This window comes from Campylobacter sp. FU_497, from assembly GCF_025772425.1.
Classification (GTDB): Bacteria; Campylobacterota; Campylobacteria; order Campylobacterales; family Campylobacteraceae; genus Campylobacter_D; species Campylobacter_D lari_C.
Genome location: NZ_JAKMSC010000017.1, coordinates 1 through 14457 on the forward strand (window position 1 = coordinate 1; position 14457 = coordinate 14457).

Here is a 14457-nt window from a genome sequence, read left to right on the forward strand (position 1 = left end):
TAATGATGCTGTAGCACAAATTGATCATGTAACCCAAGAGAATTTAAAAATAGCAAACGACAGCGCTATAGTTGCAGACAATGTCAATCAAATAGCTAATGATATCTTAGAAGATGCTAGGAAGAAAAAATTCTAAAAGAAGTTAAACCCATTAAGGGTTTAACTTTACCCAATATAAGATTTTAAACAAACTCCATCAACGCTTAGCTCATAAGCTTTTTTTAGATTGTTTTTAAAAGTATCAAGCAAAAATAAAATTTTAGAGTCAAACATGTAAAACTCGGCCATTTTTGAAGCAATTTTTGCCAAATTCTCATCTTCTATTAAAATATATTTAGCACCTAATGCATTTGAAAGTAAAATTTCTTCTTCATTCTTGGCATATATAGCAAAATCTATTTTTTCCTCTTTTGCACTTTTTATATTTTGCTCATTATAATCAAAACAATTTACATTTGTTTTAATAAAAATATTTTCATAATGACTAAATTTTTGCATATTTATCAAAGGATGTCCAAAAATTAACATATTTTTTCCTTTACTTTTAAAAGACAATAATTCCTAAAGCCTTGATTAAAAATTTTATAATCTTTTAATCCTTGTAGTTCATCATAAACCTCACTACCTTTATAAAGCAAAAATGAAGTTTTTTCATCATAGAAACCATTTGAAATTTCAATCAAAGGTTTTACATCCATCAAAGCTCTTGATGTGATTAAATCTACTTTAAAAGGTGGATAGTTTTGTAATTTTTCTTTTATAATACTTACATTTATCAAATTAAGTTCAGTTTTAACCACCCTTAAAAATGAAGCTTTTTTAGCACTAGGCTCAAAAAGGAAAAATTCACTATCTTGTAAAATACAAGCTAAAAATAATGCAGGAAAACCAGCCCCACTTCCAATATCGATAATCTTTTTTTTATCAGTCAAATCACAATAGTCTAAAATTTTTATACTATCAATAATATTATCATCTATATTTTCAAGATGAGTTAGATTATGCACGGCGTTAAATTTTTCTAATAACTCTTTATAGAGCGTGATTTTTTTAAAAAAATCATCTTTATTTGCAAAATCTTTTAAAAAATTTAATTGCTCTTCATATTTTTTCAATTTAAATGTCCCATTTGCGTGTATTTGATTTCTAAGTAATCTTTGTTAAAACGATTTGCCTTTATCAAAATAGGCACTCTTAAATTAATTTTTTCTTTTAATGAATTTAGTTTTTCAGGATTATTAGTTAAAAGATTAATCTTAGAAATCTTATAATATTTAAGTATAAAATCTACTATTTCATAACTACGCTCATCTGCTTTAAAACCTAATTGATGATTTGCCTCTATGGTATTAAAACCCTTATCTTGCAAAGCATAAGCGTTAATTTTATTAAAAAGTCCTATACCTCTTCCTTCTTGTCTTAGATAAATTACCATACCACCATGCTCTTGGATATATTTTAAAGAAAAATCAAGTTGCTCTCCACAATCACACTTTAAACTTCCCAAAACATCACCCGTTAAACATTCTGAATGGATTCTAATATTAACTTCTTTATCTAATTTTCCTTTAAAAATACAAAGGTGTTCCTTATCGTTTTCTTTAAAACTTTGTATATTAAATTCTCCAAAACGAGTAGGAAGTTTTGCTATTTCAGAAATTTGAATAGTCATTATTTTACTTTACCTTTTTATAAAAAATATGCTAGAATTTAAACAATTTTAACAAACAAAAAGGAAATTTATGTTTAAACGCTTTAGAAGATTAAGACTTAATGAGAATATTAGAAGCCTAGTAAAAGAAAATACCTTAAATTTAGATGATTTAATCTATCCACTTTTTGTTATTAATGGTGCTAATATTAAAAATGAAATTACATCTATGCCAGGTGTGTTTCAAATGAGCTTAGATGAAATTTTAAAAGAATGCGAAGAACTAATTAGTCTTGGTATTAAAGCGATTATTTTATTTGGAGTGCTGGAAAGCTCTAAAAAAGATAGCTGTGGCAGTGATGCATTGAGCGATGATGGTTTGATAGCTACAAGTCTAAGAGCTATTAAGGCAAAATTTCCTAATTTGGTAGTGATTACTGATCTTTGTTTTTGCGAGTATACCGATCATGGTCATTGTGGCATTATTGATCCAAAAAGCAAAAGCGTAGATAATGACTTAACTTTGGAAATTTCAGCCAAACAAGCTCTAATTCATGCCAAAAACGGCGCTGATATGATAGCACCAAGCGGTATGATGGATGGTATTATTGAAACTTTAAGAAAAACCTTAGATGAAAATGGTTTTGAAAATTTACCTATTATGGCTTATTCTACTAAATTTGCCTCAGCTTATTATGGGCCTTTTAGAGATGTGGCTGATTCTGCTCCAAGCTATGGAGATAGAAAAACCTATCAAATGGATTTTGCTAATGGCAAAGAAGCCTTGCGTGAAAGCTTAGAAGATGAAAAACAAGGTGCTGATATTTTGATGGTTAAACCAGTGCTTGCGTATTTAGATGTAGTTAAAGATATAGCAAATCACTCTAAGCTTCCACTTTGTGTGTATAATGTAAGTGGAGAATACGCTTTATTAAAAGCAGGTCAAAAAGCAGGTGTGATTGACTATGAAAAAATAGTGCTTGAAACTATGCTTGCTTTCAAAAGAGCAGGAGCTAAGCTTATTATAACTTATCATGCAAAAGAAATTGCAAAATTATTAAACAAGGAGTAAGATTGAATAGTCTAAGTAAAAAAAGTTCCCAAGATATTATCAACGAATTATCAAGCCATTTAGGCATAGAAAAACATAATCAAACCATATTTCATCTCACCCATATTAATGAAAAAGAAAAAAAATTAAGTCTAAAAAATGGTCATGAGTTAGCACCTGAACCATGGTTTATAGTAGATGAAAATGATGATGTTAAGACTATGTTTTCTGTAAAAACCTTAATCGAGTTTTTGCAAAATGCCAAGGAAATGCAAAAAGATAATTTTGAGCTTAAATTAGAAAAGGCTATTTATCAACAAATTCCTATTGACTTTAATGATGTTTGGACAGTTGCTATGGATGAGATTAAACATCAAGTTGCCAAAGGTATAAAAGAAGTAAATATTGATTTAGATCAACTAATCAGCAATATTCATATAAAACATCCTAATTTATTTATTGATATGAAAGAAATGATGCAAAAGGTAAAGCCAAATGAAAGATTATAAAAGCTTTGTTAAATACTCTAAAGCAGGCCCAAGATACACTTCCTATCCCACCGCAGTGGAGTTTAACACTCAGTTTAAATATGAAGATTATATACAAATTTTAAAAGAACAAAAAGCACAATTGTCTTTGTATTTTCATTTGCCTTTTTGTAGAAGTGCTTGCTATTTTTGTGGTTGTAATGTAATATATACTGCTAAAGAAGAAAGCAAAGAAAGATATTTAAACTATCTTTTTAAAGAACTTGATCTTTTAGCAAATATCATTAATACTCAAAGAGAAGTAGCTCAAATGCATTTTGGTGGTGGCACCCCTACTTTCTTTTGCGCTAAACAATTACAAAGTTTGATTTTAAAAATAAAAAGTGTTTTTCCAAATTTTACTCAAGATAGTGAAGTAAGCTGTGAGATTGATCCTAGATTTTTAAATGAAGAACAAACTGATGTTTTAATCCAAAATGGTTTTAATCGTATTAGTTTTGGTGTGCAAGATTTTGATGAAAAAGTTCAAAAGGAAATTCATAGAATTCAACCTTTTGAATTAACCAAAAACGCAGTAGATATGGTAAGAAAAAAGGGAATTAACTCAGTAAATATGGACTTAATCTATGGTCTTCCTTATCAAAGCCTAGAAAGTTTTAAACAAACTTTAGAAAAAGCATTGTTAATTAATCCAGATCGTTTTGCTATTTTTAACTATGCGCATGTGCCTTGGCTTAAAAAAAATATGAGAAAATTTGATGAAAGCACATTGCCAAGCCCTGATATAAAACTTCAGATTTTAGAATACTGTGAAAAATTTTTAACTCAAAATGGCTATAAAATGATAGGAATGGATCATTTTGCAAAACCACAAGATGAACTTTTTAAAGCTTTAGAAAATGGTAGCTTGCATAGAAATTTCCAAGGCTATACTACAAAAGGCGGAACTGATTTAATTGGCATTGGCTTAACAAGCATAGGCGAAGGACAAAGACATTATATGCAAAATTTCAAAGATATGCCAAGCTATGAAAAAGCTATTGATGAGGGTAGATTACCTTGTGAAAAAGGTATTATACTTGATGATGATGATGAACTAAGAAAAGCTGTTATTATGGAACTTATGAGTAATTTTGCCCTTAATATAAAAAACATAGAAAATAAATTTAAGATTGATTTTTTTGAGTATTTTAAACAAGATTTAAAAGAACTTGAGGGGCTTAGCGAATTTGTCACTATAGATAAAAACCATATCAAGGTTAATGAAACAGGGGTGCTTTTAATACGTAATATTGCTATGTGTTTTGATAAATATTTAAAACGCATTAGCGAAGATAAAAAAGTATTTTCTAAAACGGTTTAATATGCTAAATGTTAATGAAATTTCTAATGCTTGCGTAAAATGTGGCAAATGCATACCAGTTTGTACTATACATGAAATAAACCGCGATGAGAGCACTTCTCCTCGTGGTTTTTTAGATTTAATTAGTGCTTATAAAAACCAAGAACTAGAACTTGATAAAAATCTTAAAAAAACTTTTGAATCATGTTTTTTATGTACAAATTGCGTTGAAGTTTGTCCAAGTCATTTAAGAGTAGATAGTGCTATTGAAAAAGTACGCTTTGATATAGCTCAAAAATTTGGCATAGCATGGTATAAAAAGCTTACTTTCTTTTTTTTAAGACACAGAAAGATTTTAGATATCTTAGCAAGATTAGGCTATGTTTTTCAAAGTTGTGCCTTTAGCTTGCAAGATAAAAATTTAGGAATGAAAGCCAAATTTAGCCTACCTTTAATCAAAAAAGATCGTTTGCTTCCTTCTTTAGCCAAGAAAAGTTTTTTAGCCTCTAACCCTGATTTTATAAACAATCAAGGCGAAAAAACTATAGGACTTTTTATAGGTTGTTTATCTAATTATTCTTACACTAATACAGGTTTTGCCTTACTTGAAATTTGTAAGTATCTTAAAATCAATGTGGATTTATTAAAAGATCAATCTTGTTGTGGCGCTCCTCATTATTTTACCGGAGATTTTAGCAGTGTAGAAAAATTAGCTAAAAAAAATATCATTTATTTTGAAGAAAAATTAAAAACACTAGATTATATCATTATCCCAGAAGCAACCTGCTCTGCAATGATTAATATAGACTATGAACATTTTTTCCATATGCAAAATGATGAAGAATGGGCAATAAGAGCTAAAAATATTTCTAGTAAAATACTACTTGCAACAAAATATTTTTACGAATACACTAATTTAGAAGAACTTTTAAAAACAAAGAAAAAAATAAATACAAAAATTGCATATCATGATCCTTGCCATGCAAGAAAAATGCAAGGGGTTTTTAAAGAACCAAGAGCTTTACTAAAACAAAATTATGCTTTTAAAGAACTTAGCAAGTCAAATGAGTGCTGTGGCTTTGGTGGAGTAAGTATGCAAACGGATCACTATGAAAAAGCTTTGCAAGTTGGCATAAAAAAAGCTCAAAACATACAAAAAAGTGATGTAGAAATCATTAGCGCAGAATGCTCAGCTTGTAGAATGCAAATTTCAAATGCATTAGAGCATGAAAAAATCTCCACGCAATTCTTACACCCTTTAGAATTAATAGCAAAATCACTTCAAGATTAAAAACTAATCTTGATTTTTTATACTTTCAATATTCGATCTATTTTTTTCTATTAAAATTCTATTTTGTTCTATGTTTTCACTATTTTTTTTACACTCATTTTTTAAGATTTCTATATTTTTATATAAAATCTTTATTTTCCTTTCATAGCGATTAATTAGCAAAAACACTATAAATAAAAATAAAATTAAAATAGCCCAGTTCAAAAACGCCATAATTTATCTCTCCTTAGATATATTAGTATTTTTTATCTTAAATTACAATTCTTTTTAAATTAGGGGAAAGTTTGACTAAAATTTCATAATTAATAGTATTGAAAAAATTAGCCATAACATTTGCATCATTCATAATACAAATCACCTCACTATCATCCTCACAAGAAAAGCTATCCATAGACATTTTTCCAAGTATTTTTTTGCCATTAGGAAGAAAAAAATCTTTTTTTCCATCATAGCGCAAAAGCCCATCAGCATAACCCAAATCATAAGTTGCTATTTCAATATCTTCTTTTGCGCTATACATTCCACCATAACCAACACTTTGACCTTTTTTTAATACTCTTTGGCTTAATTTTTCAGCCCATAAACTCAAAACCTTAAGCAAATCTTTACTAAAATGCGCATAACCAAATTGTACAAGCCCTACTCTACAATACTCATCATCTTCTAAAGTATTTGCTCTAAATAAGGCTTCAGAATTATGAGAGTGAAACACTAAGTTTTTAGCCTCTTCTTGTAATAAATCATAAATTAATTTTTTAGCATATTGGAATTTTTGTTTTTGCACAAAATAACTTGCATCTATTTCATCGCTTCCTGCAAAATGCATCATCACTCCATGAAGTTGTAAACTATGATTTTTAAACTCATGCAAAGTTTCTTGAATTTCTTCAGGTAAAATTCCATTCCTATGCATATTTGTATCTATAACTAAATGAATTTTTGTATTTTTTTTGAGTTTTTTTATATCATTTTTATTATTTAAAGCATAAATAAATTTTTCACTTTCATTGCCATGTGGATGATGAGATAAAATTAAGATATTATCAAAAATATTTTCAAGCTCTTTTGCCTCAGCTTCATTTTTTACTGCTATAAAATTTATACCTTTTGTTCTAGCTATAGGAGCTAAAAGCTTAGCTCCATGTCCATAAGCATTATCTTTAAAAACACAAATTACTTTTTCATAACCTCCAGCCTTAGAGGCTATTAAATCAAGATTATGCTCATAAGCTAAGCGATTAATTTTTATATAAGCCATTATTGTTCAGCTAAAATTTGCATTTTATCTTCAACCAGCTTAACATAAAGAACTTTTTCTCCTTTGAATTTATAATTAGTACTACGATAATCTTCATAAAATCCTATTCTAAAAATCTTTTCATTTTTTTCATTTGGATAAGGACTTATACTAAGATCTGAAAATTTAATAGTTTTTTCTTCTTTTTTAGCAAAAATTCTTTCTTTGTTTTTTGCAAACTGCTCATATGAAAATTTATTTTTATGTTTAAATATATTTTTATCATAAAAAGATAAATATTTATTGATATCACTTTTTTGCCAACTATCTTTCCAAGCAAACAAATTTGCTAATAAAATAGCTATTTCTTCATGATTTGCTCTTACTTTATTTTTTTCTTCTGTCATTGCATAAGCTTTTCTATCGGCTACTAATTTATTAAAATCTTCTAATAAATCATTTTGTACAGCAATACAACCTCTAGTTTTATAAGTATCTAAACGCGTTCCATCTAAAGGATAACCATGAATCCAAATTCCACCACCTGTTTTACCTAAAGTTTTATCTAAAACATTTGGATAAGTTGTTGCAAAAGCAAATGGTCCATAATATGGATCGCCAGGATAAAATTTCTTTCCAAGCTCATAAAAACCTATAGGAGTTTTTAAATCCCCTTCCACTTCTTTATCTCCAGCCAAACCAGTTAAAACATCTTTTTGAATAAATTTCTTTTCTACTTTGCCATTATTATAATGATAAACTCTAATGATTTTATCACTTTTATTAGTTAAAACGATTGCAACATTTTCTTCATAGTAACCAAGGCTAACATTTTTATCTTTTATCTCATCAAGCCAAAAATCTTTCTTGCTTAATTCTTGTTCTAATACCTTTTCAACCGCATTAATACCTTGATTTAAATAAATTTTTGCAAGTTCACTTGCATTTGCAAATACAGCTAAACTAAACAATGCTAATATAATTTTAAACAATTTATACCTTTCTACTAAAATTTAAAACAACAAAGAGCTAATTATAATATTTTTACAATAAATATATTTTTAATTTTTTCCGTGTATAATGTTTATAATTGACTAAAAATATAAAGGAAAATAATGAAAAAAATACTCAGCTTAGCTCTTTTAAGCACTTTTACCTTGGCTAACAACATCACTGTAAATGATCCCTATGTAAGACAAACTCCACCAAATTCTAAAACCACAGCCTTTTTTTTAGAACTTAAAAATAATTCTAATCAAGACATAAAACTCATCAAAGCCCAAAGTTCACTAAGTGATACAACTGAAATTCATGATCATATCATGGAAAATGGTAAAAAAATGATGGTGCAAATCCCTCAAATTACTATAAAAGCTAATTCAAGTGCTGAACTTAAACCAGGTGGCATGCATATTATGGTATTAAATCTTAAAGAAAATATCACACCGCAAACAAAAGCTAATTTAACACTTTATTTTGATGATAATAGCACAATTGAACTAAAAGATATCAAGTCAAGAAGCATTAAAAAACAATGAAAAATCTACTTGTCTTTGCCCTAGCTATAGTCTTTGCTATATGTGGGGCTTATTTTTATACTAATTCATCAAATTCTGGAAAAAAAAGAGAGTTAATCACCACTCTAACGCCTTTAACATGCGATCTAAATATCCAAGAGTGTGAGTATAATTTTAAAGATAAAAAGGTAATAGTAAATTTAAATCCAAAACCTATAGCCGCATTAAACGAGCTTGATTTCAATATCACTAATTTAGGTGAGTTTAAAAAACTAAACGCTAGAGTTTATGGACTTAATATGTATATGGGAGATATTGTTCCACAATTTAAAAAAATCAACAACACCTACCATGCTAAATTAGTTTTAAGCTCTTGCACACTAGATGTGATGCGTTTTAGAATAGAACTTTTTAATGATGAAACTCCGCTAGATTTTTATTTTGACTTTGATGTAAAAAGGTAAAATATGAAAAAAATAAATATTTTTTTATTAATTGTGGTAATTTTTGGGGTGTTTTTTATATCTGTGCAGTATTTTGAAAATAACAAATATAATTTTCACTTAAATTCTGAAAAAGGCATGCTTAGTTTAAAAGATTTTATCGGTAAAAAATTGATTGTATATTTTGGTTATACATATTGTCCTGATGTTTGCCCTAGTGAGCTTGCATTGATTGCTAATGTTTTAGAAAAAATGTCAAATAAAGAAAAAGCTCATGTGGTATTTATCTCACTAGATCCAGCAAGAGATAGTAATCTAACTCAAACTAGTCAATGGGTAAAATATTTTTATCCAAATTCTACTGCTTTAGTTGCCAAAGATGAAAAAGAATTAGAAAAAGTTACTAAAAATTATGGCGTGGTATATGAAAAAATCAATCTTAAAGATTCTGCTATGGGATATTCTATAGCACATAGTGGTGAATTTTATCTGATTGATGAAAATGGAAAATTTATTAAAACCATAAAAGATATTAGCTATGAAAACTTTTTCAATGAAATTCAAAAATTCTTAAACGAATAAATTTTTACAATTTATTCGTTTCTTAAAGTATCTAAAATATCTACTTGCGTTGCTTTTTTGGCAGGATAATAAGAAGATAAACTCACTATCACAATAGCACCAAAAAGTGTAGCGCAAAAATCAACAAAAGAAAGTTCTAAAGGCAATTTACTCATACCATAAACATCACTTGGTAAAGAAATGATGTCAAAATTTCCAAGCACCCACAAAGCTATAGCTGCAAGAATCACACCTGCTACAATACCACTTCCACCTATTAAAAATCCTAAAGAAAAAAAGGTTTTTTTAATCTCTAATTTACTAGCTCCTAAGGAAAGCAATAAAGCTATTTCACTACGTCTATTCATCACTATCATCAACAAAGAGCTTACTATATTTAAACTTGCAACTAAAATAATCAACATTAATACTATAAACAAAGCTCTTTTTTCTAAAGCAAGCGCTGCAAAGAAATTCCCATTTTGTTCCCACCAACCTATGCTAGCATACCTTGCACCCAAAAAAGCTTCAATTTGCTTAATATCCTCAAAAGGTTTATTTGAATACACATGTACCCCATCATAACTTCCTTGAGGATATGATAAAATTTTAGCTAAGCCTTTAGCATCTGTATACATATAAGCTTTATCATAAGCTAATAATCCTGAAGAAAAATCAGCTTTAACGTCAAATCTTTTAACCTGCGGAATAAGCGAAAGCCCGCTTGCATTTAGATTTGAAAAAATTAAAGTAATTTTTTCATTATAATCAAGTCCAAATTCATCTTTTAAACCCTTGCCAATTAAAATATCAAAATTATCTAATTTTTTATTTTCTAAAGCTTGTGCTACGACTTCATTAATTTTTTTTTCATCTTCAAAATTAACACCAAAAAGCATACCGCCTTCTAATTTTAAATCATTTCTTGCTATTACTTGAGTAGCAATATAAGGACTAAATAATAAATTTGGAAATTTAGCTCTTAATTCTTGCAATAATTTATCATCCATATTTGCTCCAAAACGTGGCAATATAGTGATAGGATAATTCATCGTAAAAAGTTTTCTTTCAAATTCCTTATCAAAGCCATTCATAATAGCCATTGCAACTAAAAGCACGCAAAGCCCTATGCTTACACCTAAAAAGGCTAAAATTTTTGAAAGCATGATAAAGGGTTGATCTTTATCAAAACGCAAATATTTAAATAATAAATAACGAGGGATACTTTTTTGCATTTTATACTCTTAATATTTTTTTAAGTATTTTAACTTGATTTTTATAAAAGCTAGCTTTGTATTCATTTAAGATAATATATAAAGGCACTATTATCGTGAAATTCAACTATAAATCTTAAAGGCAAAATTCTCACATAAGTTTCACTTTGTGCGCTTGCTTGTTCACTTTTTACAAAATCTTTTACATCTATTTTTGAATTAAAAAAGCAATCAATTAAATCATTTTTATGAGCATTTAAAAAGTTAAATTTATCTAACTTTGTCATTTGCTCTTCATCTACCATACCAAAATCATTGCGTATTAAAGATTTTAAATCACTTGGTGTATATACTAATTCACAAGCATATTCTAAATTCTTTTTTTTGCTTTTAGTCATAGCCATAGAAATAGTTTCATTTTGATGATAAAGGATAAAATTTTTATTAGAAAGTTCTGCCCAAAATATAAATTCATCTTGGGCAGTGGCATTAAAAATTATAAGGATTAATAAGCAAACAATTCTTTCCACTTGTCAGCATCGATTTTAAGTTCTACATTTACTCTATAAAGACCATCTTTAAAGTCTTGATCAACTACACTTGCATTTTTAATCAAACCATTTACTTGCGCTGTGATAGTTGAACTTTTAAGCATTGCATCTTTTACTGTATCTTTACCATTAACTCTTACACCATATAACTTACTAGCTAATTGTCTATAAGCATCAGTGATTGCTGCTCTTTTAGCCAAAGCCAAAGCTTGACCAACAGAAACCGTATTTAAAGGAGCAATACCCTCACCCACTGCTGTAAAAGTTAGATCATTATCCGTACTTGTATCATTTGCAAGCATTTTTTCTTCTCTAATGATATTACGCACATCATCTTTGTCTACTTTTTGAACCACAACATCAGAACTTGCAGCTTGAGCAGCTTGAGTTTGATTTGGATTCACACCTCTTTGATCTAGCGCACATGCACTAAAACCCAAAGCCAAACAAAACATAAAAACAACTTTTTTCATTTTTTACACCTTCAATTTATTTGATTTTATTAAAATAGCAAAAAGCATTCCAAAAATTTTACTATTCTAAATTTAAATCCATATTAGTTTCAGCATCTAATTCCTCATCTTCTTCTTTAGGACATTTAGCAATGCTTACAACCTCATCATTTTCAACATTAACAACAATCACACCGCTTGTATTTCTACCTGCTTTTCTAATACTTTGCATATCAACACGTATCATCTTACCGCTACTTGTTAATGCCATTAAATCCATACTTTCATCAACTATAACTATACCGATTAAGTCTTTTGTTTTAGCAGTGAGTTTCATGCATATTACACCCTTACCACCTCTGCTTTGAAGTCTATATTCTCCAGCATCAGTACGCTTGCCTATACCTTTTGCACTTACACTTAAAATTTCTTGAGCGTCATTTTCTATAACAACAGCACCCACAACCTCATCATCTTTTTCTTTAAATTTAATCGCAGTTACCCCTCTACTTACACGGCCAATCTCTCTAACTTTAGCAAGCGGGAATTTAATACACATACCTTTTTTAGTAACTGCAAAAAGCATTTTACCAACGACGGTATTATCAAGTTCTTCATTAGGTTCAAGTATTTCATTTTCTAAATTTTCTTCATAATTTTGCTCTTGCGTTTCATTTTCATCTCTTGCTACGATAATTGCAGTAACAAGCTCATCATTTTCATCTAGATTAATCGCTTTTACACCCACGCTTCTAATGTTTTGATATTCACTTAAATTTGTGCGTTTTACGATACCATTTTTAGTAAAGAAACACAATGATTTACTTTCATCAAAGTCAGTGGTTGGAATAATTGCCATGATTTTTTCATCTGCTTGTAGATTAATGAGATTAACCACAGCTTTACCTTTAGCAGTTCTACTTCCTTCAGGAATTTTATAAACCTTAAGCCAGTAAAGTTGCCCACGATCAGTAACAAACATCAAAGTATCATGCGTATTTGCTGTAAAGAAGCTTTCTATAAAATCATCATCATAAGTTGTGACTGCAACCTTACCTTTACCACCACGTTTTTGTTTTTCATATTGCTTGCTTGGAACACGCTTAATATAACCACGATGAGTAATGGTAACTACCATATTTTCATTTGGTATTAAATCTTCTATATCAATATCATCATAATCATCTTCAATTTGAGTGATTCTTGGTACATCAAATTTGGTTCTGATTTCTTTTAACTCATCTTTGATTAAATTTTCAAGCAAAGTTTCGCTTTTTAAAATTTGATCAAGTCTTTCAATTTCTGCTAATAATTCTCTTAATTCATTGTCAATTTTTTCTCTCTCAAGACCTGTTAAACGGCCTAATTTCATATCTAAAATAGCATTAGATTGAAGCTCACTTAGACCAAATTTTTGCATTAATAAATTTTTAGCTGTTGGGTTATCAGGAGAATTTTTAATCAAAGCTATCACTTCATCAATATTATCTAGAGCAATTTTTAAACCTTCTAAAATATGCGCTCTAGCTCTAGCTTTTTGCAACTCATAAATCGTTCTTCTAATAATTACAGTTTTTCTATGATTTAAGAATAAATTTAAAAGTTCAATTAAAGAAAAAACTTTTGGTTCTTTATTGTGTATAGCAAGCATAATCACACCAAAAGTGCTTTCCATAGTGGTAGATTTAAAAAGATTATTCAACACAATCTCACTCATAGCATCGCGTTTTAGTTCAATCACCACGCGAATTCCTTCTCTATCACTCTCATCTCTAACTTCAGCAATACCTTCGATTTGTTTTTCTTTAGCAAGCTCAGCAATTTGCTCTATCAATCTTGCTTTATTAGTTTGATAAGGAAGTTCATCTATTACAATAATATCTTTATTAGCTCTTTTTTCTATATGAGTTTTTGCTCTTACTTTTACCCTACCACGACCTGTGCGGTAAGCTTCTATAATACCTTTTTTACCAAAGATAATACCACCGGTTGGAAAATCAGGGCCTTTGATAAATTGCATTATTTCTTCTAAACTTGCATTTTTATTATCAATTAAATAAAGCAAACCATCAATAAGCTCATTCAAGCTATGCGGAGGAATATTAGTAGCCATACCTACTGCAATACCACTTGAACCATTAAGTAATAAATTTGGCACCCTAGCAGGTAAAACATCAGGCTCGCTCATAGAATCATCATAATTTGGTATAAAATCAACCGTATCTTTTTCTATATCACGCAAAAGCTCTTCAGCTAAAATCGTCATTCTAGCTTCAGTATAACGCATTGCAGCAGCGCCATCACCATCAATAGAACCAAAGTTTCCTTGCCCATCCACACTTGGATAACGCATAGAAAAATCTTGTGCCATTCTTACTAAAGCATCATATACAGCTGTATCACCATGTGGATGGTATTTACCGATTACATCACCCACTATACGCGCTGATTTTTTATACGCACTACGACTTCCAACACCTAAATCATTCATAGCATATAAAATTCTTCTATGAACAGGTTTAAGCCCATCTCTAGCATCAGGTAAGGCACGACCTATAATAACACTCATAGAATAATCTAAATAACTACTTTTTATAGAACTTTCTATATCTATATTTTCAATATCTGAATCTTTAGTAAAAATATTTTCCATAAAAAT

At 29.1% G+C, this 14457-nt stretch carries 17 protein-coding genes; 7 read left to right on the forward strand and 10 right to left on the reverse strand.

The window, feature by feature from the left end; translation table 11 throughout:
• Positions 1–165: 165 nt before the first annotated feature.
• From L8W68_RS06765 to ribA, 3 genes are read right to left on the reverse strand one after another with little or no spacing between them, the layout of a single operon-like run.
• Complete coding sequence (locus L8W68_RS06765) at positions 166–528, reverse strand: hypothetical protein (protein WP_263675507.1); 363 nt, start codon at positions 526–528, stop codon at positions 166–168.
• Positions 522–1115: a 16S rRNA (guanine(527)-N(7))-methyltransferase RsmG gene (rsmG, locus tag L8W68_RS06770; protein ID WP_263675508.1), complete on the reverse strand. Its 594-nt coding sequence runs from the start codon at positions 1113–1115 to the stop codon at positions 522–524. Before rsmG ends, L8W68_RS06765 begins: the two co-directional genes overlap by 7 nt.
• Positions 1112–1672: a GTP cyclohydrolase II gene (ribA, locus tag L8W68_RS06775; RefSeq protein WP_263675509.1), complete on the reverse strand. Its 561-nt coding sequence runs from the start codon at positions 1670–1672 to the stop codon at positions 1112–1114. The genes rsmG and ribA overlap by 4 nt, the downstream gene beginning before the upstream one ends.
• Before the next feature lie 70 nt (positions 1673–1742).
• On the opposite strand from ribA, the gene hemB reads away from it, so the two are divergent.
• The 4 genes from hemB to L8W68_RS06795 are packed head-to-tail and all read left to right on the forward strand — an operon-like array spanning position 1743 to position 5823.
• A complete protein-coding gene (hemB, locus tag L8W68_RS06780) occupies positions 1743–2723 on the forward strand; it encodes a porphobilinogen synthase (RefSeq protein WP_263675510.1) in 981 nt (326 codons plus the stop codon).
• Positions 2724–2725: 2 nt separating this feature from the next.
• On the forward strand, positions 2726–3211 hold the full coding sequence (locus tag L8W68_RS06785; protein WP_263675511.1) for a DUF2603 domain-containing protein: 486 nt from the start codon (positions 2726–2728) through the stop codon (positions 3209–3211).
• Positions 3198–4553 carry an oxygen-independent coproporphyrinogen III oxidase gene (hemN, locus tag L8W68_RS06790; RefSeq protein ID WP_263675512.1) on the forward strand — a complete coding sequence of 452 codons (1356 nt, stop codon included), beginning with the start codon at positions 3198–3200 and terminating at the stop codon, positions 4551–4553. Before L8W68_RS06785 ends, hemN begins: the two co-directional genes overlap by 14 nt.
• Position 4554: 1 nt before the next feature.
• The gene (locus L8W68_RS06795) at positions 4555–5823 is read left to right on the forward strand and encodes a (Fe-S)-binding protein (RefSeq protein ID WP_263675513.1); all 1269 of its coding nucleotides are present in this window, start codon (positions 4555–4557) and stop codon (positions 5821–5823) included.
• Between the two features lie 3 nt (positions 5824–5826).
• Here the strand turns inward: L8W68_RS06795 and L8W68_RS06800 are convergent, their stop codons facing one another.
• From L8W68_RS06800 to L8W68_RS06810, 3 genes are read right to left on the reverse strand one after another with little or no spacing between them, the layout of a single operon-like run.
• On the reverse strand, positions 5827–6036 hold the full coding sequence (locus tag L8W68_RS06800) for a hypothetical protein (protein ID WP_263675514.1): 210 nt from the start codon (positions 6034–6036) through the stop codon (positions 5827–5829).
• A gap of 37 nt (positions 6037–6073) precedes the next feature.
• Positions 6074–7081, reverse strand: a complete 1008-nt coding sequence (locus tag L8W68_RS06805; protein ID WP_263675515.1) for an alanine racemase — start codon at positions 7079–7081, stop codon at positions 6074–6076.
• Positions 7081–8073: a L,D-transpeptidase family protein gene (locus L8W68_RS06810; RefSeq protein WP_263675542.1), complete on the reverse strand. Its 993-nt coding sequence runs from the start codon at positions 8071–8073 to the stop codon at positions 7081–7083. The genes L8W68_RS06805 and L8W68_RS06810 overlap by 1 nt, the downstream gene beginning before the upstream one ends.
• A 102-nt stretch (positions 8074–8175) precedes the next feature.
• On the opposite strand from L8W68_RS06810, the gene L8W68_RS06815 reads away from it, so the two are divergent.
• The 3 genes from L8W68_RS06815 to L8W68_RS06825 are packed head-to-tail and all read left to right on the forward strand — an operon-like array spanning position 8176 to position 9602.
• Positions 8176–8598: a copper chaperone PCu(A)C gene (locus L8W68_RS06815; protein WP_263675516.1), complete on the forward strand. Its 423-nt coding sequence runs from the start codon at positions 8176–8178 to the stop codon at positions 8596–8598.
• A complete protein-coding gene (locus L8W68_RS06820; RefSeq protein ID WP_263675517.1) occupies positions 8595–9041 on the forward strand; it encodes a hypothetical protein in 447 nt (148 codons plus the stop codon). Before L8W68_RS06815 ends, L8W68_RS06820 begins: the two co-directional genes overlap by 4 nt.
• 3 nt (positions 9042–9044) lie before the next feature.
• Positions 9045–9602, forward strand: a complete 558-nt coding sequence (locus L8W68_RS06825; protein ID WP_263675518.1) for an SCO family protein — start codon at positions 9045–9047, stop codon at positions 9600–9602.
• A gap of 11 nt (positions 9603–9613) precedes the next feature.
• Here the strand turns inward: L8W68_RS06825 and L8W68_RS06830 are convergent, their stop codons facing one another.
• From L8W68_RS06830 to gyrA, 4 genes are all read right to left on the reverse strand, one after another.
• On the reverse strand, positions 9614–10816 hold the full coding sequence (locus L8W68_RS06830) for an ABC transporter permease (RefSeq protein WP_263675519.1): 1203 nt from the start codon (positions 10814–10816) through the stop codon (positions 9614–9616).
• 62 nt (positions 10817–10878) lie between these two features.
• Positions 10879–11325, reverse strand: a complete 447-nt coding sequence (locus tag L8W68_RS06835; RefSeq protein ID WP_263675520.1) for a hypothetical protein — start codon at positions 11323–11325, stop codon at positions 10879–10881.
• Positions 11301–11819 carry an LPP20 family lipoprotein gene (locus L8W68_RS06840; protein WP_263675521.1) on the reverse strand — a complete coding sequence of 173 codons (519 nt, stop codon included), beginning with the start codon at positions 11817–11819 and terminating at the stop codon, positions 11301–11303. Before L8W68_RS06840 ends, L8W68_RS06835 begins: the two co-directional genes overlap by 25 nt.
• Positions 11820–11880: 61 nt before the next feature.
• Positions 11881–14451 (reverse strand): DNA gyrase subunit A, encoded by a 2571-nt coding sequence (gene gyrA / locus L8W68_RS06845; protein WP_263675522.1) that lies wholly within the window; start codon positions 14449–14451, stop codon positions 11881–11883.
• Positions 14452–14457: the final 6 nt, after the last annotated feature.

What these genes read in the sequence shown, in the direction of transcription:
- L8W68_RS06765 (WP_263675507.1), bottom strand. Translation starts at nt 528, where the DNA reads ATGTTAATTTTTGGACATCCTTTGATAAATATGCAAAAATTTAGTCAT.
- ribA (WP_263675509.1), bottom strand. Translation starts at nt 1,672, where the DNA reads ATGACTATTCAAATTTCTGAAATAGCAAAACTTCCTACTCGTTTTGGA.
- hemB (WP_263675510.1), top strand. Translation starts at nt 1,743, where the DNA reads ATGTTTAAACGCTTTAGAAGATTAAGACTTAATGAGAATATTAGAAGC.
- hemN (WP_263675512.1), top strand. Translation starts at nt 3,198, where the DNA reads ATGAAAGATTATAAAAGCTTTGTTAAATACTCTAAAGCAGGCCCAAGA.
- L8W68_RS06795 (WP_263675513.1), top strand. Translation starts at nt 4,555, where the DNA reads ATGCTAAATGTTAATGAAATTTCTAATGCTTGCGTAAAATGTGGCAAA.
- L8W68_RS06800 (WP_263675514.1), bottom strand. Translation starts at nt 6,036, where the DNA reads ATGGCGTTTTTGAACTGGGCTATTTTAATTTTATTTTTATTTATAGTG.
- L8W68_RS06805 (WP_263675515.1), bottom strand. Translation starts at nt 7,081, where the DNA reads ATGGCTTATATAAAAATTAATCGCTTAGCTTATGAGCATAATCTTGAT.
- L8W68_RS06815 (WP_263675516.1), top strand. Translation starts at nt 8,176, where the DNA reads ATGAAAAAAATACTCAGCTTAGCTCTTTTAAGCACTTTTACCTTGGCT.
- L8W68_RS06820 (WP_263675517.1), top strand. Translation starts at nt 8,595, where the DNA reads ATGAAAAATCTACTTGTCTTTGCCCTAGCTATAGTCTTTGCTATATGT.
- L8W68_RS06825 (WP_263675518.1), top strand. Translation starts at nt 9,045, where the DNA reads ATGAAAAAAATAAATATTTTTTTATTAATTGTGGTAATTTTTGGGGTG.
- L8W68_RS06830 (WP_263675519.1), bottom strand. Translation starts at nt 10,816, where the DNA reads ATGCAAAAAAGTATCCCTCGTTATTTATTATTTAAATATTTGCGTTTT.
- L8W68_RS06840 (WP_263675521.1), bottom strand. Translation starts at nt 11,819, where the DNA reads ATGAAAAAAGTTGTTTTTATGTTTTGTTTGGCTTTGGGTTTTAGTGCA.
- gyrA (WP_263675522.1), bottom strand. Translation starts at nt 14,451, where the DNA reads ATGGAAAATATTTTTACTAAAGATTCAGATATTGAAAATATAGATATA.